Genomic DNA, 16,710 nt, shown 5'->3' with positions numbered 1-16,710 from the left:
TAGGTGAGGCGGGTGTCGGGGTTGGGGGTGGTGGTGAGGAGTTCGCCGGCGGTGACGAGGGTGGTCCAGTAGCGGGTGGGGTTGCCGGTGCGGGGCAGGGGTCGGGCGGCGGCGAGGGAGAGGTAGGCGGCGGTGAGGTTGCCGGTGGTGAACCAGCGGCTCAGGCCGTGGTGGTGGCCGGGTCGGATGCCGCCCATGGCGTCGATGGCGGTGAGGAAGTGGTCGACGACGGCGAGTTCGGTGTCGGTGAGGGAGGTGGGGACGTCGAAGACGCCGAGGGCTTCGAGGAGTTCGCCGGTGTCGGTCTCGGTGCCGGGGCGGGGGTTGGCGAGGAGGGCGTCGTGGCAGTCGTTGAGGCGGCGGACGGTCTCGGCGAGGGGGATGGTCAGGGCCAGGCAGACGGCGCGGGCGGAGGGCAGCGGTTTGTGGGTGCGGCGGGCGAGGAGGGCGTAGGTGTCGGCGGGGGTGCGGCCGCGGGAGAGGGCGTGGCCGGCGAGGGTGGTGAGGTGCATGGGGGGGTCGGTCTTTCAGGCGGTGACGAGCGAGATGGTGGGGCCGGGGGCGGGCGCGACGAGGGCCCAGACGTACTTGCCGATGCCGCCGGGGCGGTTGGCGCTGCCCCAGCGTTCGGCGAGTTCGTTGACGAGGAGCAGGCCTCGGCCGTGTTCGTCGTCGGGGGTCGGGGCGTGGAGGGTGGGGTGGTCGGTGCCGGCGTCGTGGACTTCCAGGCGCAGACGGGAGCCGGTGACGGTGAAGCGGACCTCGATGTGGCAGTCGTCGGGGGCGTCGGAGTGCTGGACGGCGTTGGCGAACAGTTCGCCGAGCAACAGTTCGGCGGTATCGGCGTAGCGGTCTCCGGCGGGGAGGGCGGAGAGGTACGCGCGGAGCAAGTACCGGGCCAGCGGCGTGGACTCGGTACGGGAGTCGAGGCGCGCGACGAACATGCGGGGGCGACGGTGCGTTTTGAGCATGGGGGGACCTCGGAAGGGGCGGAGGGGGGAGTGCGACAAGAGCGCGCACAATCACGCTGCGCATGCAGATGATTGCGTTCCGGTCTCAATGATCCGGGTCGCGGAGGTACGGTGATGGCCGAAATCGGGTACCACGCACACGCGGTACGTCAGGGGGTCAGGCATGGCACACCGGCGACTCAAGAGCGAAGTGACGGCCAGTTCGGCGCGGATCTTCGGCGAAGAGCTGCGGTTCTACCGGGAGATGGCCGGCTACACGCAGGAGCAGTTGGCGAAGCTGCTGCACTGCACCAGGCCGAACATCACCAGGTACGAGTCCGGCCAGAGGCGCATGTCGCCGGACATGGTCGTGCAGGCGGACCTGTTGCTCGACACAGGTGGATCGCTGAAGCGACTCTGGGACCGGGTGGACTGGAGCGCGGGGGTCGAGCATCCGGATTGGTTCCAGACCCATGTCGATGCGGAGGCCGAGGCGCTGGCGGCCAGGGTCTTCCAAGTTGCTGTGATGAATGGGCTACTGCAATGCCGCGAGTATGCGGAGGCCGTGTTCGCGGTCAGTGATGCAGCTGGCAGGCCGGAGGTGATCGAGCAACGAACGCAGGCTCGGTTGGCGCGACAGAAGCGATTCCTGGAGCCGGATGGGCCGCCGCTGCTGGCAATCCTGGATGAGAGCTGCATTCGAACCGTCTATGGCGGACCGGGCGTGATGAGGCGCCAGATGGAACACTTGCTGGCGGTTGCAAAGCTCCCGAACATCGTGATCCAGATCGCGCCGTTCGCGTGTCGACAGGCCAGCGTTGACGTCTCAATGGTGCTGCTGGACATGCCTGATGGGCGAACCTGTGTGTACTCCGAGAGCCTTGATCGCGGGCATTCCAGCGATGCTCCGGAGATCGTTGCGCGGCATCGCTGGAGCTATGATCTGCTCCATGGGACGGCACTGCCAGTAGCCGCCTCGCTCGCGCTGATCGCGGATGCGCTGGAAGGGTTCAAGGATGACGAGGAACAGGCTCGACGGGGCCGTCTGGCGCAAGAGCAGCTACAGCGGCGGCAACGGCGGCAACTGCATCGAGGTGGCCCCCGGATTCCCCGGCCTCGTCCCCGTGCGTGACTCGAAGGACCCCGGCGGCCCGTCCCTCGTCTTCCCGGCCGCTTCTTGGGAAGCATTCGTTGCGGCCGTCCAAGACGGCGAGTTGCCGGGCCAGGGCTGACCGGGAACTCGGTACACGACATAGGCCGGGCTCAGGCGCCCAGGTGGGTCAGCAGGGTGTCGCCCGACGGGTACGGGCGTTCGGCGGGCAGGAGCTTCCGGGCTTCCTCCAACTCCCCGGCCCGCACGTGGGAGTGGATCGTGTGCGCGAGTGCGGTGACGTCCTCCACCGAGACGATCCACTCGTCCGCATAGCGCTCGGTGGCCTCGCCGGTGAGGCCGAGCTGAAGCGACCGATGGGGCAGCGGCTCCAGATGCAGGCCGCGTTCGGGATCCCACTGCACGCGGGCCGGCGACCGCCTCAACTCCCGCTTCCAGGCGGCCTGGTCGGGGTGCAGCCCGTGCTTGTAGTGGGAAAGGCAGCTGTTCTCCAGCGCCCATTCGAAGCCCTCGCGGGTGATCTCGATCGCGAGGACGGTCTCCTGCCCCTCCTTGGTCGCCCATCCGCAGCGGTACATCATCCAGAGGAACGACGGTTTGATCCACGTCATCCGGTCCCGCTTCCACGCCGCCGGAAAGCGGCCGTCCCGTGCGGCGGGCAGCCCGATCTCCGGCGCGTACGCCTGGTAGACGGTTACCGTGGAGGCGGTGTGGAGGGCGCGGATCTCATACTTGGGTTCTGGCACGCTGACCAGCCTCGATCCTCCGCGAGCATTGCGCCAGCGGATTTTCCGGGCGGCGTGGGTTTCCCCGGTGCCGGCCGTGGAGCCGCTCCGCTCTGCCATCGCCGACCTCCCGGAGAAGGACATCGAATCATGAGCACATCGGACCGGCTCCGCGCCGCCCTGGTGGACGGCCTCGCCGGGGATGACGCGATCAGCGATCCGGCGTGGCGGGCCGCCGCGCTCGCCGTGCCGCGGGAGTTGTTCGTCGGGTCGTTCTTCGTGCCGGTCCCGGGCAGCAATCCGACCGCGTACCGGCCCGTGCACCGGACCGACCCCGGATGGCTGAGGCAGGTCTACGCGAACGAGACGCTGATCACCCAACTCGACGGTCACGTCCGCCCCGAGGACGTGACCGGGGGCACCGTGACCGGGACGCCGTCGTCATCGTCCACCCTGCCGTCCCTGGTGCTGGGCATGTGGCAGCAGCTCGATGCCGCAGCCGGGCACCGGGTGCTGGAGATCGGCACGGGCACCGGCTACTCGACCGCCCTCGGCGCGCATCGCCTCGGGGACGCCAACCTGACCAGCATCGAGTACGACCCGCTGGTGGCCGAGCGCGCCGCCGCCGCGATCGGGGCGGCCGGGTTCGCTCCCCGGCTGGTGATCGGCGACGGGCTGCTCGGCGACCCGGAGGGCGGCGAGGGTGCGTACGACCGGCTGATCGCCACCTGTGCCGTCCGGTACCTGCCGCCCGGCTGGCTGCACCAGGTGAAGCCCGGCGGCGTCATCCTGGCGACCCTGTCCGGGTGGGGGTTCGGTTTCGGGCTCGTGCGCCTGGTCGTGACGGCCCCCGGCGAGGGAACGGGGCGGTTCATGCCCGGCTGGACCAGCTTCATGATCGCCCGCCCGCACGACCGACCGCCGCGCCAGAGCATCTCCCTGCTCCCGGGGGACGAGCGCCCGTCCCGGATCGACCCCGAGGTCATCAGCACCTGGACCGGCAGCTGGGTCGCCCAGCTCGCGGCGCCCTCGGCCGAACGGATGGGAGCCGTTGGGCACCAGATCCTCTGGGACGTGGCCACCGGATCGCAGGCCCGGACGGCGCCCGTCCCCGGTGGCGGGTGGACCGTGGTGCAGCGCGGCCCGCTCCGGCTCTGGGACCAGGTGGAGAGCGCCGTCGAAGCCTGGCAGCGGGCCGGCGAGCCGCACCAGGAGGGCTTCGGCCTCACCGTCTCGCCGACCGGGCAGCGGGTCTGGATCGGAAGCGAGGACGGACCGGGCTGGTACCTGCCGATCTGACCCCTCCAGGATCGAGGCCCGCCATGCCCCGCGCGAGCGGATTCTTCGGCTACTGCCGTCAAGACCTGAAGAAGCCCCACCGGAAAACGATCCGGTGGGGCTTCTTCAGTGCAACGGTAGGGGTGGGGCGGGGTAGGGCTCCCTGTTAACCCCGGTCAGAACCCGTAGGGCGCGGAGCGAACTCCACGTTCTCGAATTCGAAGTCCGCCTGCTCGATCGCCTCCTGCCGCGTGGGATGGCACGTGTCCGTCAGGACTTCCCAGTCCGCAGAGCAGTAGAACAGGTAGTAATCGGACTCTCCGTCGTACCGTGCGATCGCCAGGTGGGAGATTTTCTCGTCGAGGCTGTCGATCGAGTGCCTGGTCCGGCCGGTGGGCCGCTGCGCGTCTCCCACCCGCGCGTACAGCTCGACCGAAGCGCCGTCAAGGACGGCCGGCACAGGTGCACTCATGGCCTGATCTCCACACTCGTGTTCTCGACCACGCGGCCGTTCTCGACCGCCTCGAAGTGGATGTGATGACTCTTCGACGTAGTCTCGTGCTTTCCGTAACGAACTATACGACTGCCATCACTCGACACGTACCGGCCGACTCCCTCTTCCCGGTACCCGGCCCCGAGCCAACGTTCGGCAAGGTCCATGGCCTGGTCCTGATTGATGGTTCCGCCGTGGTATTCCGGAGCACGTCCACGAGGGGTGGCCGCCACCTGGGAGGAGTTGGTGGTGACACAGTTCGGTCCGGAATTGTGAACCAGTACCGGCGTGTTCCCCGCCAGCACGTAGTACGTGTGCAGGTCTCGCACCGTCAGGTTGTGGGCGGGCTGGACCAGGTGGAAGTGTCGGATCCCGGCCAGGGCGACGACCGTGCCGTCGGAGCTGCGGACGGTGTCGTCCGCGGTCAGGTCCCCGGCGTTGACCCAGGCGTCCCGGTTGACGCTCCAGAACGGGTGGTGGTCGGTCGCGGTGATCTCGCCCCGGCCGTCGGCGAGGAGGAGCGTGGTGAAGTCGGCGTCGTCCGGGGTCACCATGGTGGCGTCGACCTCGCGAGCGGCCGTCTTCCCGGTCTCCGGGTCGGTGGCGAGGACGAGGTCCCCGACCTTCAACCGCTCGATGGGCTTGGTCGTCCCGTCCGCCATCCGAACCGCGACGCCCGCCGGGAAGCTGTCGCAGGACATGGCGATCTGGTTGCCGGGTGCGGGCTTCTCGGCCGCGGCCGCGGCCGGCTTGGGCTTGGCCGACTTGTTGAACTTGGCCAGGCCCTTGCCGAGGGCACCGGCGCCGACGCCTATCTCGCCCGGGCCGAACATGGCGATGTTCTCGAACTGCCAGTTCTTGAGCTGGTCCCAGAGCTCGTTGTAGATCGGGGACTTCTGGCATTCCTTGATCATGTGGCAGGCGTTCAGCGCTGCCGCCACGTAGTCGTGGGCGTCGGAGTCCGGGTCCTCTCCGAAGCGGTGACGCTGCTTCTGGAGGATCTTCAGGTTCTTGTTGGTCTGCTGGATCAGCTTGTTGAAGTCGGTCTTGCCGGTGGTGATCTGCACTCCGCCGGGAAGGACCGACTTCACGCTCTTGACGGTCTCGACGACCCAGTCGCCGCCGTTGACCGGCATCCAGTAGTCCTGGACCAGCTGGCCCTCGGGGGTGCGGCACTGGGCCGTACCGCCGCAGGTGCCGTCGGGCCGCAGCCCGGACGGGTCGCTGAGGGTGAGCGGGTTGTTGTTGCTGTACGTGTAGCCCGCCAGCGACTGCGGGTCGGTGTCGGCCAGGACCGGGTCCACGCTGATGAACCGGCCGGTGGCCGGGTCGTAGTCGCGGGCCCCGAGGTGGGTGAGGCCGGTGGGCTCGGCCGTGCCGCCGAGGAAGCCCCGGGTGCCGGCCCAGGTGGCGGGGTTGGCGCCGCGGCTGCCGCCGAAGGGCAGCGAGCGGCGCTGGTCCACGGCGCCGGTGGTGGCGTCGACGCCGATCTCGGCCGTGCCGTGGTGGTCGTTGACCTGGAAGGTCAGGCGGTTGTCGTCGGTACGGACCGCGGTGGCCGAGCCGAGCGGGTAGTAGCGGGTGGCGGTGGCCTTGGCGGCGCCCTTGACCAGCTTCAGCTCGACGCGGTCGAGGTAGAGGGTCCAGCTCTCGGCCGCCGGCTGGGCGGTGTCGAGGGTGTGGCCCAGCAGACGGTTGCCGACAGCGTCGTAGAGGTAGTCGGTGGTCTGGTTGGTCGTCGCGGTGGTACTGCCGTTGGTGGTCTGGACGGTCGCGGCGAGTCGGCCGACCCGGCCCTCGGAGTCCCAGGTCAGGGCCTGGTCGCCGGCCTGGTTGCCGGACGGCGACTTGAGGTGCCGACCGGTGGTGTTGCCCGCGGTGTCGTAGTCGTAGCTCTCCACGAGCGGAGCGCCGATCGTGCCGGTGACCGTGGAGGTGGAGCTCAGGCTGTGCGGTCGGGCCGCGGTGGCGGCGGGGTAGGTGTAGGTGGTGGTGGCGTCCTGGCCGGTGTTGCCGGTGGTGTCGTGCCGGGTCTCGGTGGCACGGGTGCCGTTGGTGTTGTAGGTCCAGCTGGTCCAGTACGGGGCGGGGCCGCCGAGCTGGGTGCCGCTGGGGGCCGTGCAGCCGCCGGTGCTGGGTGTGTAGGCCTCGGTGAGGCGGGCCAGGGAGTCGTAGCGGAAGCACTGCCGGTCGGTGCCGGAGCGCGAGGTGTCGGTGACGGAGGTGACGTTGCCGGCCTGGTCGTAGGTGTAGGCGGCGGCGCGGGTGGCGCCGGTGACGCCGTACTGGTCGGTGCGGCTGGACGCGAGGCGCTGGGTGCCCCACTCGTAGCCGTTGGTGATGTACACGTCCTTGCCGGCGGTGCCGTTGCTGAGCGTGGACTGCAGCGGCTTGCCGGTGAGGCTGTAGGTCTGGTTGGTGAGGTACTTCGTCAGGCCCTCGGCGGCCGTGGGCCGGTGCAGCGCGTCGTAGGTGAACGCCACCGACTCGGCCGCCAGGTTCCCGACGGCCGGGTACGCGATCGACCTGGCCTGCCCGTCGAGGCGGTAGATGGTGCCGCTGATGTAGCTGCCTGCCAGGGCCTCCTGGCCGGGGACGGACGGGATGGTGACCGTGGTGCGGGTGGGCCGGGCGAGGGTGTCGAACAGCGAGTAGGTGGTCTTGTACTGGTAGGTGGTGCCGCCGACCGTGCTGTAGCGGGTGCTGGACGACAGTTGGCCCTTGTTGCCGGCCGGGTCCCACGCCCGGGAGGTCAGCAGCGGGCCGGTCGCCGAGCCGTCGCGCGTCTCGATCGGCCGGGAGAGGTTGTCGTAGGCGGTGGCGACGGTCTTGCCGCCGCCGTCGGTGGTGGCGGTCAGATCGCCGCGGTCGTTGTACGTGCTGGTGGTGGTACCGGAGTCCGGGTCGACCGCCTTGGTCCGCCGGCCGAGCTGGTCGTACTGCCAGGTCCAGACACTGCCCGCCGGGCCGGTGAGCCTGGAGAGGTTGCCGGCCGCGTCGTAGCCGTAGGTGGTGGAGTCGTAGGCGCCGGTGGGCGTGGCGGACTTGTACTGGCGCAGCTCCACAGCCCGGCCGACCGCGTCGAAGACGGTCGTGGTGGGGGTGCCGCCGGTGGGCGGGGTGACGGTGACCCGGTCGCCGCCGTACTCGGTGAGCGTGGTGGCCAGCGGGGTGCCGACACCGTTGCCCGAGAGCGCGGTGGTCCTGACGACCCGCCCGAGGCCGTCGTACTCCGTTGCCGCCTGGGTCTCCAGGCCGGCGGTGTCGTCGATGTTGCGCAGCGTGCCGGAGGGCGCGCCGGTGGCGTAGTACGGGGAGTAGGCGAGCGCCGTCTGACCACGCTCGTCGTAGAAGGTGTCCGCGATGACGCGGCCGCCGTTGTCGCCCGGGGCCTGGCCCTGCCGGAAGCGGCCGAGGCCGTCGTACAGGGTGTAGGCGGTCTGCTGGGAGCCGTCCTCGTTGAGGGTCTTGCCGGCGACGGAGACGATCTGGTTGTCGGCGACCGTGTAGGCGTACTCCTGGTCGGGGGTCTGCCCGGTGGCCTTGGAGCGGTCGGGAAGCCAGACCTTCAGGGTGCGGCCGAGGGCGTCGTAGAGCGTGTCGGTGCGGCGGTTGTTGGCGTCGATCGTGTCGACGGCCAGGCCGCGCAGCAGGTCGTAGTCCGTGGTGGTGGTCTGCGTGGTGGTGGCGTCGCCGGCCTTGGCGGGCGGGGTGGTCTCCACCGTCCTGGTGGGCCGGCCGGTGGCCGGGGTGTAGGCGGTGGTGCTGGTCCGGGCGTTCGGCGAGGCCGTGGTGACCGGGTTGGTGGCGCCGCTGAGGTCGTAGACCGTGCTGGAGGCCAGCTCGGTGCTGCTCAGCGGACGGCCGTAGCCGTCGTAGGCGACGGCGTGGTCCAGGTAGGTGGCGCTGTTGCCGGTGCGGGACTTGAGCGTCTGGATGAGGGTGATGTCGCCCTTGGCGGGGGCGGCGCCGAAGCCCTGGCCGTCGAACCGGTAGCGGATGTCCGAGAGCACCGCCGAGGTGCCGTCGGCCCGGGTGTCCCGGTTGACGTCGGTGGCGCAGTTCGCGGCGACCACCTCGACACGGGTGGCGCTCCTGAGGATCCAGGTGCCGGCGTTGTCGGCGTACGTGGTGCGGGTGCAGGTGTCGTCGTCGGGGACCGCGACGTCACCCTGGTTCTCGACCGAGGTGACCCGGCCGTAGCCGTCGCGGGTGTTGTTGGTACGGGTCTCGCGCCAGCTGCTGCCCGTGCCCTTGTCGAGCGAGGTGAAGGTGCGGGTGACCGTGGTGCCGGTGATGTTGGCGGTGGTGGTGCCCCAGTCGCGGACGCGCTTGGCGGTCTCCTGCTTCCACGGCGTGTTGACGTTCTTGCCGAGGATCACGCCGCCGGGCTTGTCGTACTGCTCGGTGCGGTACTCGTAGCCGGCCCAGGCGTCGTCGTCGGTCAGGACGGTGCCCTGGCCGTCGTCGACGGTGACGGTGCGCTTGCCGTTCTTGTCAGCGGGGTTGTTGCGGTCCTGGTCCATGCCGCGCAGGAACCAGTGGTCGGCCTGGGTGGTCATGCCGGTGACGCCACCGGTCTCGACCCGGGTGCGGGCGTAGCCGCGCCACTGGGACCAGGTCTTGAGCTTGTCCTTGGTCAGGCCGTCCTCGTCGTCGAAGTGCCAGGCGGCGTCGCCGAGGTAGGTGTAGTGGGTGACCATGTCGGGTGCGCCGCCGGTGCGGTCGGTGGCGATGACCGCGTCGACGACGTACTTGTTGAACCACTCCGTGGTGACCGGGGTCTCGTCGGAGGCCTGGTACATCTGCGGGAAGCAGCGGGTGGTGTTGGACTGCGGGGTGGGCAGGTTGTTCCAGTCGCAGGCCGCGGCCGAGTAGTTGACGTCGACCTGGCCGCCCTGTTCGTCGGTGACGGTGCCGAGCCGCTGCTTGATGAACGGCATCCGGCCGTCGCCGACCTTGTCGAGCCGGTTGGCCATCTGCTTGTAGGCGAGGGTGGTCTTCGGCAGTGCGACGGACGGGGACGCGGAGGACCCGGTGTGCTTGATCGAGTCCAGCAGGAGCTGGTAGTCGAAGTCGGCGGTACCCCACTTGTGGGTCAGGTCCCAGGTGTCGACGGTGGCGTAACTTCCGTCGGCCTGAAGGGTCTTGGCGAGGATCTGGGTGAGGCGGGTGCGGGTGAAGAAGGTCGGCGAGTACTGCGTGGTGCAGTCGGTGCCGTCCTTGCAGTTCTGGTCCCACGGGGTGTCGTACCAGTACTGCCGGTTGGCGTCGATCTTCGCCGGGTCGCACACGCCCGCGCCGGTCTCCAGGCAGCGTTCGGCGGTGCCGAAGTCGACCCGGCCCATCGGCTTGACGGTGGCCGAGTACAGGTCGCCCTGCTGCTGGCCGTACTCGATGTGGTCCAGGCGCCCGCCCCGGATGTACGGGGTGCGGTCCGTGGACTTCAGGTTGCGGCCGTAGTTGTTGGTCTCGGGGGTGTACCAGTAGGTGATGTCGTTGCCGTGGGCGTCGACCACCAGGTCCAGGTTCCACCGCCAGCCCTGCTGGCACCACGAGGACGCGAAGTCGGCACCGTTGCAGGGCTCGCCCGCGTTGTTGCCGTAGACCGGCACGGTGTAGACGGACTTGGTCTCCGGCTTGCCCGCCGACCAGTTCGGCAGGCGGTTGTAGCCGAAGTAGTAGGTGGTGCCGTCGGTGGTGGTGGCGCGGAAGTACTCGCCGTCGTTGTCGCCGTTGCCGCGGCCGGTGTCGCGGACGCGCACGACCTTGGTGGCGTCGTCGTTCTTGATCCGCCACTCGTCGCCGGAGACCGGGATCAGCTCACCCGAGTGCCCCGCGAAGCTGATGGTGGCGTTGTCCGTCCCCCAGCACAGGTCGCCCGGGTTGTTGGTACCGGTCTTGGGCGCCCCGTCGTCGGCGCAGGCCTTGTAGCTGCGCTCGACGAAGCCCGGCGACAGGTCGAAGCCGTCACCGGCCCAGGAGGCCTGGTTGTTGCTGTTGGCCGTGCGGCCGTCGATCGCACCGGAGTTGTAGGACAGACCGACCTTCGGGGTCAGCCCGCCCGGCATCGCCGTGAGCGGCATGTCGTAGGACCAGGTGAACGCGCCGCTGTTCAGCGCCGTCGACCAGGAAGACGCGCTCGACAGCGGCGTCGCCCTGTAGTCGCCGCTCGGTCCGGCGCTGCCGGTGGTGGCCGCCAGCACCATCGCCCCCGGCGCGGACTGCAGGCGCATCGACCCGGCCGGGGCCGTGGTCAGGGCGTCGGCGGCGACGGTCTGCTTCGCCACGTCGTTGCCGCCCGGCAGCGGGGTCTGCACCCGGCATTCGGGCAGGTCGGGCGTGGTGAGCGCGCACTCGGGCAGGCGGACCAGCTTCAGCCGCGAGCCGAAGCCGGAGCCGGCCGCCTGGGCGAAGGACGAGTAGTCGACGGCCAGGCCGCTGTTCTCGTCGGCGCCCGTGACGGTCAGCAGGACGCCGTTGATGCCGGCCTTGGCGGCGGCGTCCTGGCCGAGCAGCTCGACCTTGGCCTTGCCCGCCGCGCCCGAGGACGAGAGCGCGACCGGCAGCTTGCCGGCCTTGACGGCCTTGCCCTTCTCGCCGGGCACGTCGACGGTGGCGCTGCCCGCGCCGGGCAGGGCGCCCTGCTTGCCGTCCGTCCTGCTGACGGTGGTGTCGGCCTTGCGGCCCTTGGCCTTGGCGTCGGAGCCCTTGACGGGCTTCTCGGGTGAGACCGCGGACGGCTTGGTGTACGGTTCCGCGGCCGCCGCGACGGCGGCCAGCGGCAGTGCCGGCAGCAGCGACCCGACCAGGGTGCCCGCGATGATCGCGGACATTCTGGTGCGGGTCGGCCGCGGCACCGACCTCTTCCTGCTCATGGGTGGGACAACTCCTCTGGGAGAAAACGGGTGTGACGGACCACGGGCCGGGCGGCAGGAAGCCGCCCGGCCCGCGAAACGGAGGGGGGAATCAGACCCCGGTGGAGGTGTTCAGCTCGACGTTGTAGTCGGCGAGCTTGGTGATCTGCGCGGGGCTCAGTACGCCCTGGTACAGCCAGACGTCGTCCAGCTCACCGGAGAAGTACTCGCCCCACGCGCCGGCCGCCCGGTTGCGGCCGAACTGCACGCCGCCCGTCGCCTCGTAGGGCTGCGGGGCGCCGGTCCAGGAGATGTGCGGGGTGCAGCCGGTCGAACCGTCCGGGCAGCCCTGGTTCTCGATCTGGCCGCCGACGTACAGGGCGAGCCGGTCCGCGAAGGCGTCGTAACTGACCGCCAGGTGCGTCCAGTTCTCCAGGACGGAGGTGGCCGGGGTGTGGGCGGTCAGGGTGCGGACCGCGCCGGTGGCGTCGGAGTCGCGCACCTCGGCCTGCCACTGGCCGGTGGGCTGGCCGTTGGCGTCCTTGCCCAGGGTGTGCCAGCGCAGGGTGACCGCGCTGTTGTTGGCGCCGGCGACGGACAGCACCGTCATGTCCCGGGTCGGGACGCCCGCGGTGTTCGCCCAGCCGGCCAGGGTGAAGCTCTGGCCGGTGTGCAGCGGGACGGAGCCGGTGGCCGCGTAGCCGGTGGAGCCGTCCAGCAGCAGGGTGCCGGGGGCGGGCAGCACGCCGCCGTCGGCCTTGATCGAGGCGCCGCCGCCGAGCTGGGCGCCGGCCTTGGCCGGGCCCTCGTCCGGGGTGACGGCCGGGGTGCCGGTGGCCGAGGAGAGCTTCCAGCGGCCGGCCAGCTGCGGGCGCTGCTGGACCATCGCGCTGGCCTCGGGGCCGGTGACGACGCGGTCGTAGAGGCGCACGTCGTCGATGTCGCCGCCGAAGAACTCGCCGTTGGCGCCCTCGCGGTTGACGGCACCGATCTGCAGCGGGCCGGGGGTGGCCCACGGCGCGTTCTGGGTGTAGTCGGACTCGCCGACCAGGAAGCCGTTGATGTAGAAGCGCAGCTTCTTGGCGGCGGTGTCGGAGACGCCCAGCAGGTGGGTCCACTCGCCGGTGGTGCCGGCGAAGCAGGGCGCGCCGTTGATCTGGGTGCCCGGGGTGCAGTCGGGCTGCCAGGTGCGGACCAGGGTGTCGGCGGAGGTGTCCTCCTTGTAGCGGCCGAAGATCCAGCGCTTCCAGTAGGTGGAGTAGTACAGCGAGAACTCGCTGTTGTGCTGGCCGATCTGGGTGACGGCGATCTTCGCGGTGGTGTCACCGGGGGTCGGCGCGGGCAGCTTGACCCACGCGGAGACCGAGAAGTCCCGGCTGCCGTCGACCTGCGGGCGGGTGCCGCGCAGGTAGTCGTCGACGCCGTCCAGGTGGATCGCCTTGTCGGCGATGCCGGGCCGGCCGAGTGCGACGCCGCTGTAGGCGGTCAGGTTGTCGGTCTCGGCGGTGCCGACCGGCTTGGCGGAGGCGCCGTCCAGGTGCCAGACCGACGTGGCGGGCAAGCCGGTGGCGAGCTGCTTGTCGGCGGCGACGTCGGCGGCCTCGGCCTTGCTCAGGGAGCGGTCCCAGAGCCGGACCTCGTCGACCGAGCCCTTCCACGGGTCGGTCCAGTTGCCGAAGTACTTGGAGCGGCCGAACTCCAGCGCGCCGTGGACGTCCCAGTTGGCGACCACGTTCACCGGGGTGCCGGGCACGCCGTTGACGTACAGGGTGCTGGTCTTCGCCACCGGGTCGTAGACGCCGACCAGGTGGGTCCACTGGCCGAGCACCACGGGGGCGTCGGAGCTCGCCGCTTCGAGGGCGTAGTCGGTGGGGTTGTCCCGGCTGGACGTCCACATGCTCCACTTGCCGCCGAAGGTGCCGAGGGCGAAGCGGGCCGCGGAGTTGCCGTTCTCACTGACGGCGACCCTGTTGCGGGTGTTCTCGGCGAGGTTGACCCAGGCGGAGACGGCGAAGCCGCGGGTGGTGTTCAGCACCGTGCCCTGGGTCTCGGCGTAGCCGTTGGCGGTGCCGTCGAAGGCGAGGCCCTCGGCGAGGTGACCGGGCGCCCCGGGGGTGGTGCCGGAGCCGAGGGTGGCCTCGAAGCTGCCGCCGGTGCCGGCGACGGAGGTGCCGCCGGCGGCGTCGTCCATCGACCAACCGGTGCGCTGGGTCTGGCCGGAGAGCACGTTGAAGTAGTACGTCTCGGGCTGCGAGGCGTTGCCCGCGCCGTCGACGGCCCGGGCGGAGAGGAAGTGCACGCCGGCGGTCTGCGGCTGGACGCGGACGGTCTGTCCGGCGCCGCCGCCGGTGGCGATCTCGTTCGCCGCGGACGGCGAGGTGTCCAGGCCCCACTGGTACTTGACCACGTCGGTCGCGGCCGACTTCAGGGTGAAGTAGCCGTTCTTGCCGACGCCGTCGGTCCAGGGGAGCGCGGCGGTGGCGTCCTTGGAGCCCGGGTAGGCGTCCGAGGTGATCGCCGGGCCGTCCGGTGCGGAGGTGTCGACGATGAAGTAGCAGCCGGTCGGGTCACCGTCGGAGGACCACGGCCCCCACTGCGCGCCGTCCCAGGCGCGGGCCTCCCAGTCGAGCTGGAGGTTCTGCGGCAGGCCGGTGGGCAGCGGCCAGGAGAACATCGAGCCGGAGGCCTTGAAGGTGTCCCACCCCGGTGCGGCGTCCTCCGAGCCGGTGGACCACCAGCGGCGGCGCAGGCCGCTGCCGTCGTCCCAGCCGACCGCGAACTGCACGCCGATGGCCTCGCCGTCCGGGTCGCTCGCCCGGGTGGTGACCTGCGGCATCTTGTTGATCTTGATGCCCGGGTACTGGCAGACCGAGCCCGGCGACATCGTCATGTCGGACATCGGGATCTGGTTGGGCCGCAGGTTGTAGTACACCGACAGGTAGGCGTCGTCGGTGAAGCGCTTCCAGGCGAGGGTGTCGCCCTCGTTCTGGGCCTTCAGACCGAAACTGATGGTCGGCCAGCCCCAGTTGGCGGCGTCCTGGACCAGGTTGCGCACCGCGCCGTCCTGGCCGTACTCCAGCCAGCCGCCGGGGCAGCTGCCGCTCCAGCCCTTCGCGGTGTTGATGGTCTGCAGGTAGCGGCTCCAGAACCCGGAGGCGTTCTGGCTGTTCCAGTTCAGGCCGGGGGAGATGTAGCCGGTGTTCCACAGCTCGACGGGCCGGGCGTCGCAGGAGTACGACCAGCTCTCGTAGGTGCCGAAGGTGGCGCTGAGGATCTGCTTGCCCACGAACGGGTTGGAGACCTGGAAGAAGGCCCGCTTCACGTCGGTCGGCGCGCACCGCGAGGTGTCGCCGCAGTAGCCGACGCCCCAGTCGTGGACGTAGCTGCTGTTGTACGTGAAGTGCCAGTACGCCTGGTTCGGGTAGCTGCGCGAGACGCCCGCCCAGTCACCGGCGTGCGGGGTGTTCCACGCCGGGTCGATCATCACCGGGTAGACGGTGTCCGCGGCGTCCAGCATGCCCTGGTCGGGCGACAGGACCAGGCCGTCCTTGGGCAGGTCGACCTTGAGCCGGGTCATCTTGGCGCCCTCGCCGGGCAGGTCGCCGTAGCCGGCGGCGGCGAGGTCGTTCCGACCGGCGGCGGGAGCGCCCGGGGCGGGGGCCTCGGCCTGCGGCGCCGCCTGCGGGGCGGCCTTGAACGTCTTCGGGGCGGCGGCCGGGGCGTTCGGCGTGGCGGTCGCCGGGGCGTCCGGCGTGACGGCGGCCGGCTTGGAGGAGTCCCACATCACCGGGACGGGCGCCTCGAAGACGGTGCCGCCGCCGGACGGGTCCTTCGCCTTGAGCGTGCCGTCCGCCTCCTGGCTGACCGTCAGGCCGGTGCCCTGCAGGCCGAGCCGGAGCTGGTCCAGCTCGGGGTTCTTGGCGGCCTCGGCGGTGTGCACCACGACGACCTGGGTGAACCCGGTCTTGGTGGCGGACAGCCGCAGGTCCACGTCCGGCAGGATCGACGCGTACTCGGCGGTCGCGCCGTTGACCTTCGGCTTGGGCAGCGGCTTCGGCCAGCTGAGCCTCAGCTCCTTGCCGGCCCGGGCCATCGTGACCAGCGGTTCGCTGCCACCGCCGGAGAACCGCAGGTCGGCGGTGGACCCCTTGGGGGCGACGGCGCCGCCGGGCAGTGCCTGCAGCGTCGGGTCGAGGTCCACCCAGGCGCCGTTCTTGCGCACCCGCTTGGGCTGGACGTAGGTGGTGGTCTTCAGCTTGCCGTCGGGCTGGGCGACGGTGTCACTGGTCTCGCTGCGCTTGGCGAGTACCTCGACCGGCTTGCCGCTGCGGGCGGCCTCCTTGACGGCCAGGCTCTCGGCGGTGTCCTGGGAGCCCGTCAGGCCGGGCGGTGGCGTTCCGCCGGTCGTGGCGGCGGCCGGCACCACCGCGGTCGCGGTCAGGGCGACCGCGGCGAGTGCCGCGGCGAGCAGACTGCCCGACCGTCTTGCTGCTGTTCTCACTGTGCGTAAGCTCCGACTTCCGATATGTGGGCGAAGTTTGAGCGGATCTTTATGGACGCTTAATCAGGTGTCAAAGGTTCATGAGAAATCCGCCAGGATGCATGCCCGGGTCGATGCGTCGTCAGAAGGGGAGCAGCGCAGGTAAAACCGGACAAACCACTTGATGCACTGTGGCGGAAGTCACAGACCTGGAGGGCTGTCGCGGTCCGTTCTCGCCCCCGGGTGGCGGCGGCGAACGGTGACCGACAGCTTCGATGCGACGCCGCGACGAGTGGCGGGCATCCCATCTCCTGGTCGTCGGTGCTGGTCACCCGGGGTGTCGTGGATGGAGGCGGCGCGGTCCGGGCGGCAGTGGGGGCCATGGGCGGTCACCGACGTGCCCCGGCAGCGGGACGCCGGTGCGGGGGTGGACGGTTCCCGGGCGCGGAGCGGCCGAGGGGGAGCGGCCTTCGGGACATTTCCACTCTTTCCGCCTGGCTGTTCGTCAGATATTTTCAGCGGAATAACTCGGCCTTGTTGTGGTCAAGTTGTCGTCAGGTCGGTGAATCGGAAATGCCGAATCGGGTTCGGGGAAAAGCCGATTAAGGAGCGGAAGGCGCGGCGTTCGGGCTCCAGTCCGCCGCCGGGCCGGTCGGCAGCGGTGGCAGGGTCCGCAGCGCCCGGGCGATCTGCCCCAGCCAGCGGGTCTCGGCCTCCAGGCCGCCGGTGTGCGGCAGGTGCGGTTCGGCCGGCGGCGGGCCGCCGCGGAGGGGGCCGTCGGGAGCCCGGGTGGGGGGGCGGCGCAGGGCGGCGGCG

Annotated in this window: 9 protein-coding genes and 1 pseudogene; 3 read left to right on the top strand and 7 right to left on the bottom strand. The window is 70.5% G+C overall.

Annotated features, from left to right (window positions below; translation table 11 throughout):
* Positions 1 to 512 (bottom strand): hypothetical protein (locus ACWGKU_RS35925; protein ID WP_452191713.1); only part of this gene is annotated, 512 nt, incomplete at its 3' end.
* Between the two features lie 15 nt (positions 513 to 527).
* Positions 528 to 944: an ATP-binding protein gene (locus ACWGKU_RS35920; RefSeq protein WP_452178537.1), complete on the bottom strand. Its 417-nt coding sequence runs from the start codon at positions 942 to 944 to the stop codon at positions 528 to 530.
* A 190-nt stretch (positions 945 to 1,134) separates the two neighbouring features.
* On the opposite strand from ACWGKU_RS35920, the gene ACWGKU_RS35915 reads away from it, so the two are divergent.
* Both ACWGKU_RS35915 and ACWGKU_RS35910 read left to right on the top strand, forming a co-directional pair.
* Positions 1,135 to 2,082 (top strand): helix-turn-helix domain-containing protein, encoded by a 948-nt coding sequence (locus ACWGKU_RS35915; protein WP_452178536.1) that lies wholly within the window; start codon positions 1,135 to 1,137, stop codon positions 2,080 to 2,082.
* A complete protein-coding gene (locus ACWGKU_RS35910; RefSeq protein ID WP_452178535.1) occupies positions 2,045 to 2,182 on the top strand; it encodes a DUF397 domain-containing protein in 138 nt (45 codons plus the stop codon). The genes ACWGKU_RS35915 and ACWGKU_RS35910 overlap by 38 nt, the downstream gene beginning before the upstream one ends.
* Positions 2,183 to 2,213: 31 nt before the next feature.
* Here ACWGKU_RS35910 and ACWGKU_RS35905 read toward each other — a convergent pair whose 3' ends face one another.
* Entirely contained in the window at positions 2,214 to 2,807 is a 594-nt protein-coding gene (locus ACWGKU_RS35905) for a DUF4291 domain-containing protein (protein ID WP_452178534.1), read from the bottom strand.
* A 129-nt stretch (positions 2,808 to 2,936) separates the two neighbouring features.
* Between ACWGKU_RS35905 and tgmC the strand changes: the two genes are divergently transcribed.
* A complete protein-coding gene (gene tgmC, locus ACWGKU_RS35900; protein ID WP_452178533.1) occupies positions 2,937 to 4,085 on the top strand; it encodes an ATP-grasp peptide maturase system methyltransferase in 1,149 nt (382 codons plus the stop codon).
* 145 nt (positions 4,086 to 4,230) lie between these two features.
* On the opposite strand, the gene ACWGKU_RS35895 is transcribed toward tgmC, so the two are convergent.
* From ACWGKU_RS35895 to ACWGKU_RS35880, 4 genes and pseudogenes are all read right to left on the bottom strand, one after another.
* A complete protein-coding gene (locus ACWGKU_RS35895) occupies positions 4,231 to 4,536 on the bottom strand; it encodes a hypothetical protein (protein ID WP_401049690.1) in 306 nt (101 codons plus the stop codon).
* Positions 4,533 to 11,435 (bottom strand): polymorphic toxin-type HINT domain-containing protein, encoded by a 6,903-nt coding sequence (locus tag ACWGKU_RS35890; protein ID WP_452178532.1) that lies wholly within the window; start codon positions 11,433 to 11,435, stop codon positions 4,533 to 4,535. Before ACWGKU_RS35890 ends, ACWGKU_RS35895 begins: the two co-directional genes overlap by 4 nt.
* Positions 11,436 to 11,526: 91 nt before the next feature.
* Complete coding sequence (locus ACWGKU_RS35885) at positions 11,527 to 15,915, bottom strand: LamG-like jellyroll fold domain-containing protein (protein WP_452178531.1); 4,389 nt, start codon at positions 15,913 to 15,915, stop codon at positions 11,527 to 11,529.
* Between the two features lie 581 nt (positions 15,916 to 16,496).
* Positions 16,497 to 16,710, bottom strand: a pseudogene (locus tag ACWGKU_RS35880) (hypothetical protein); the annotation flags it as partial.

The sequence above is a fragment of the Kitasatospora sp. NPDC054768 genome (assembly GCF_053612025.1).
This window is presented reverse-complemented; position numbering and strand designations above follow the sequence as displayed.

Excerpts from the sequence above, each read along its gene's own strand:
- ACWGKU_RS35920 (WP_452178537.1), bottom strand. The coding sequence starts at position 944 with ATGTTCGTCGCGCGCCTCGACTCCCGTACCGAGTCCACGCCGCTGGCC.
- ACWGKU_RS35915 (WP_452178536.1), top strand. The coding sequence starts at position 1,135 with ATGGCACACCGGCGACTCAAGAGCGAAGTGACGGCCAGTTCGGCGCGG.
- tgmC (WP_452178533.1), top strand. The coding sequence starts at position 2,937 with ATGAGCACATCGGACCGGCTCCGCGCCGCCCTGGTGGACGGCCTCGCC.
- ACWGKU_RS35895 (WP_401049690.1), bottom strand. The coding sequence starts at position 4,536 with ATGAGTGCACCTGTGCCGGCCGTCCTTGACGGCGCTTCGGTCGAGCTG.
- ACWGKU_RS35890 (WP_452178532.1), bottom strand. The coding sequence starts at position 11,435 with ATGAGCAGGAAGAGGTCGGTGCCGCGGCCGACCCGCACCAGAATGTCC.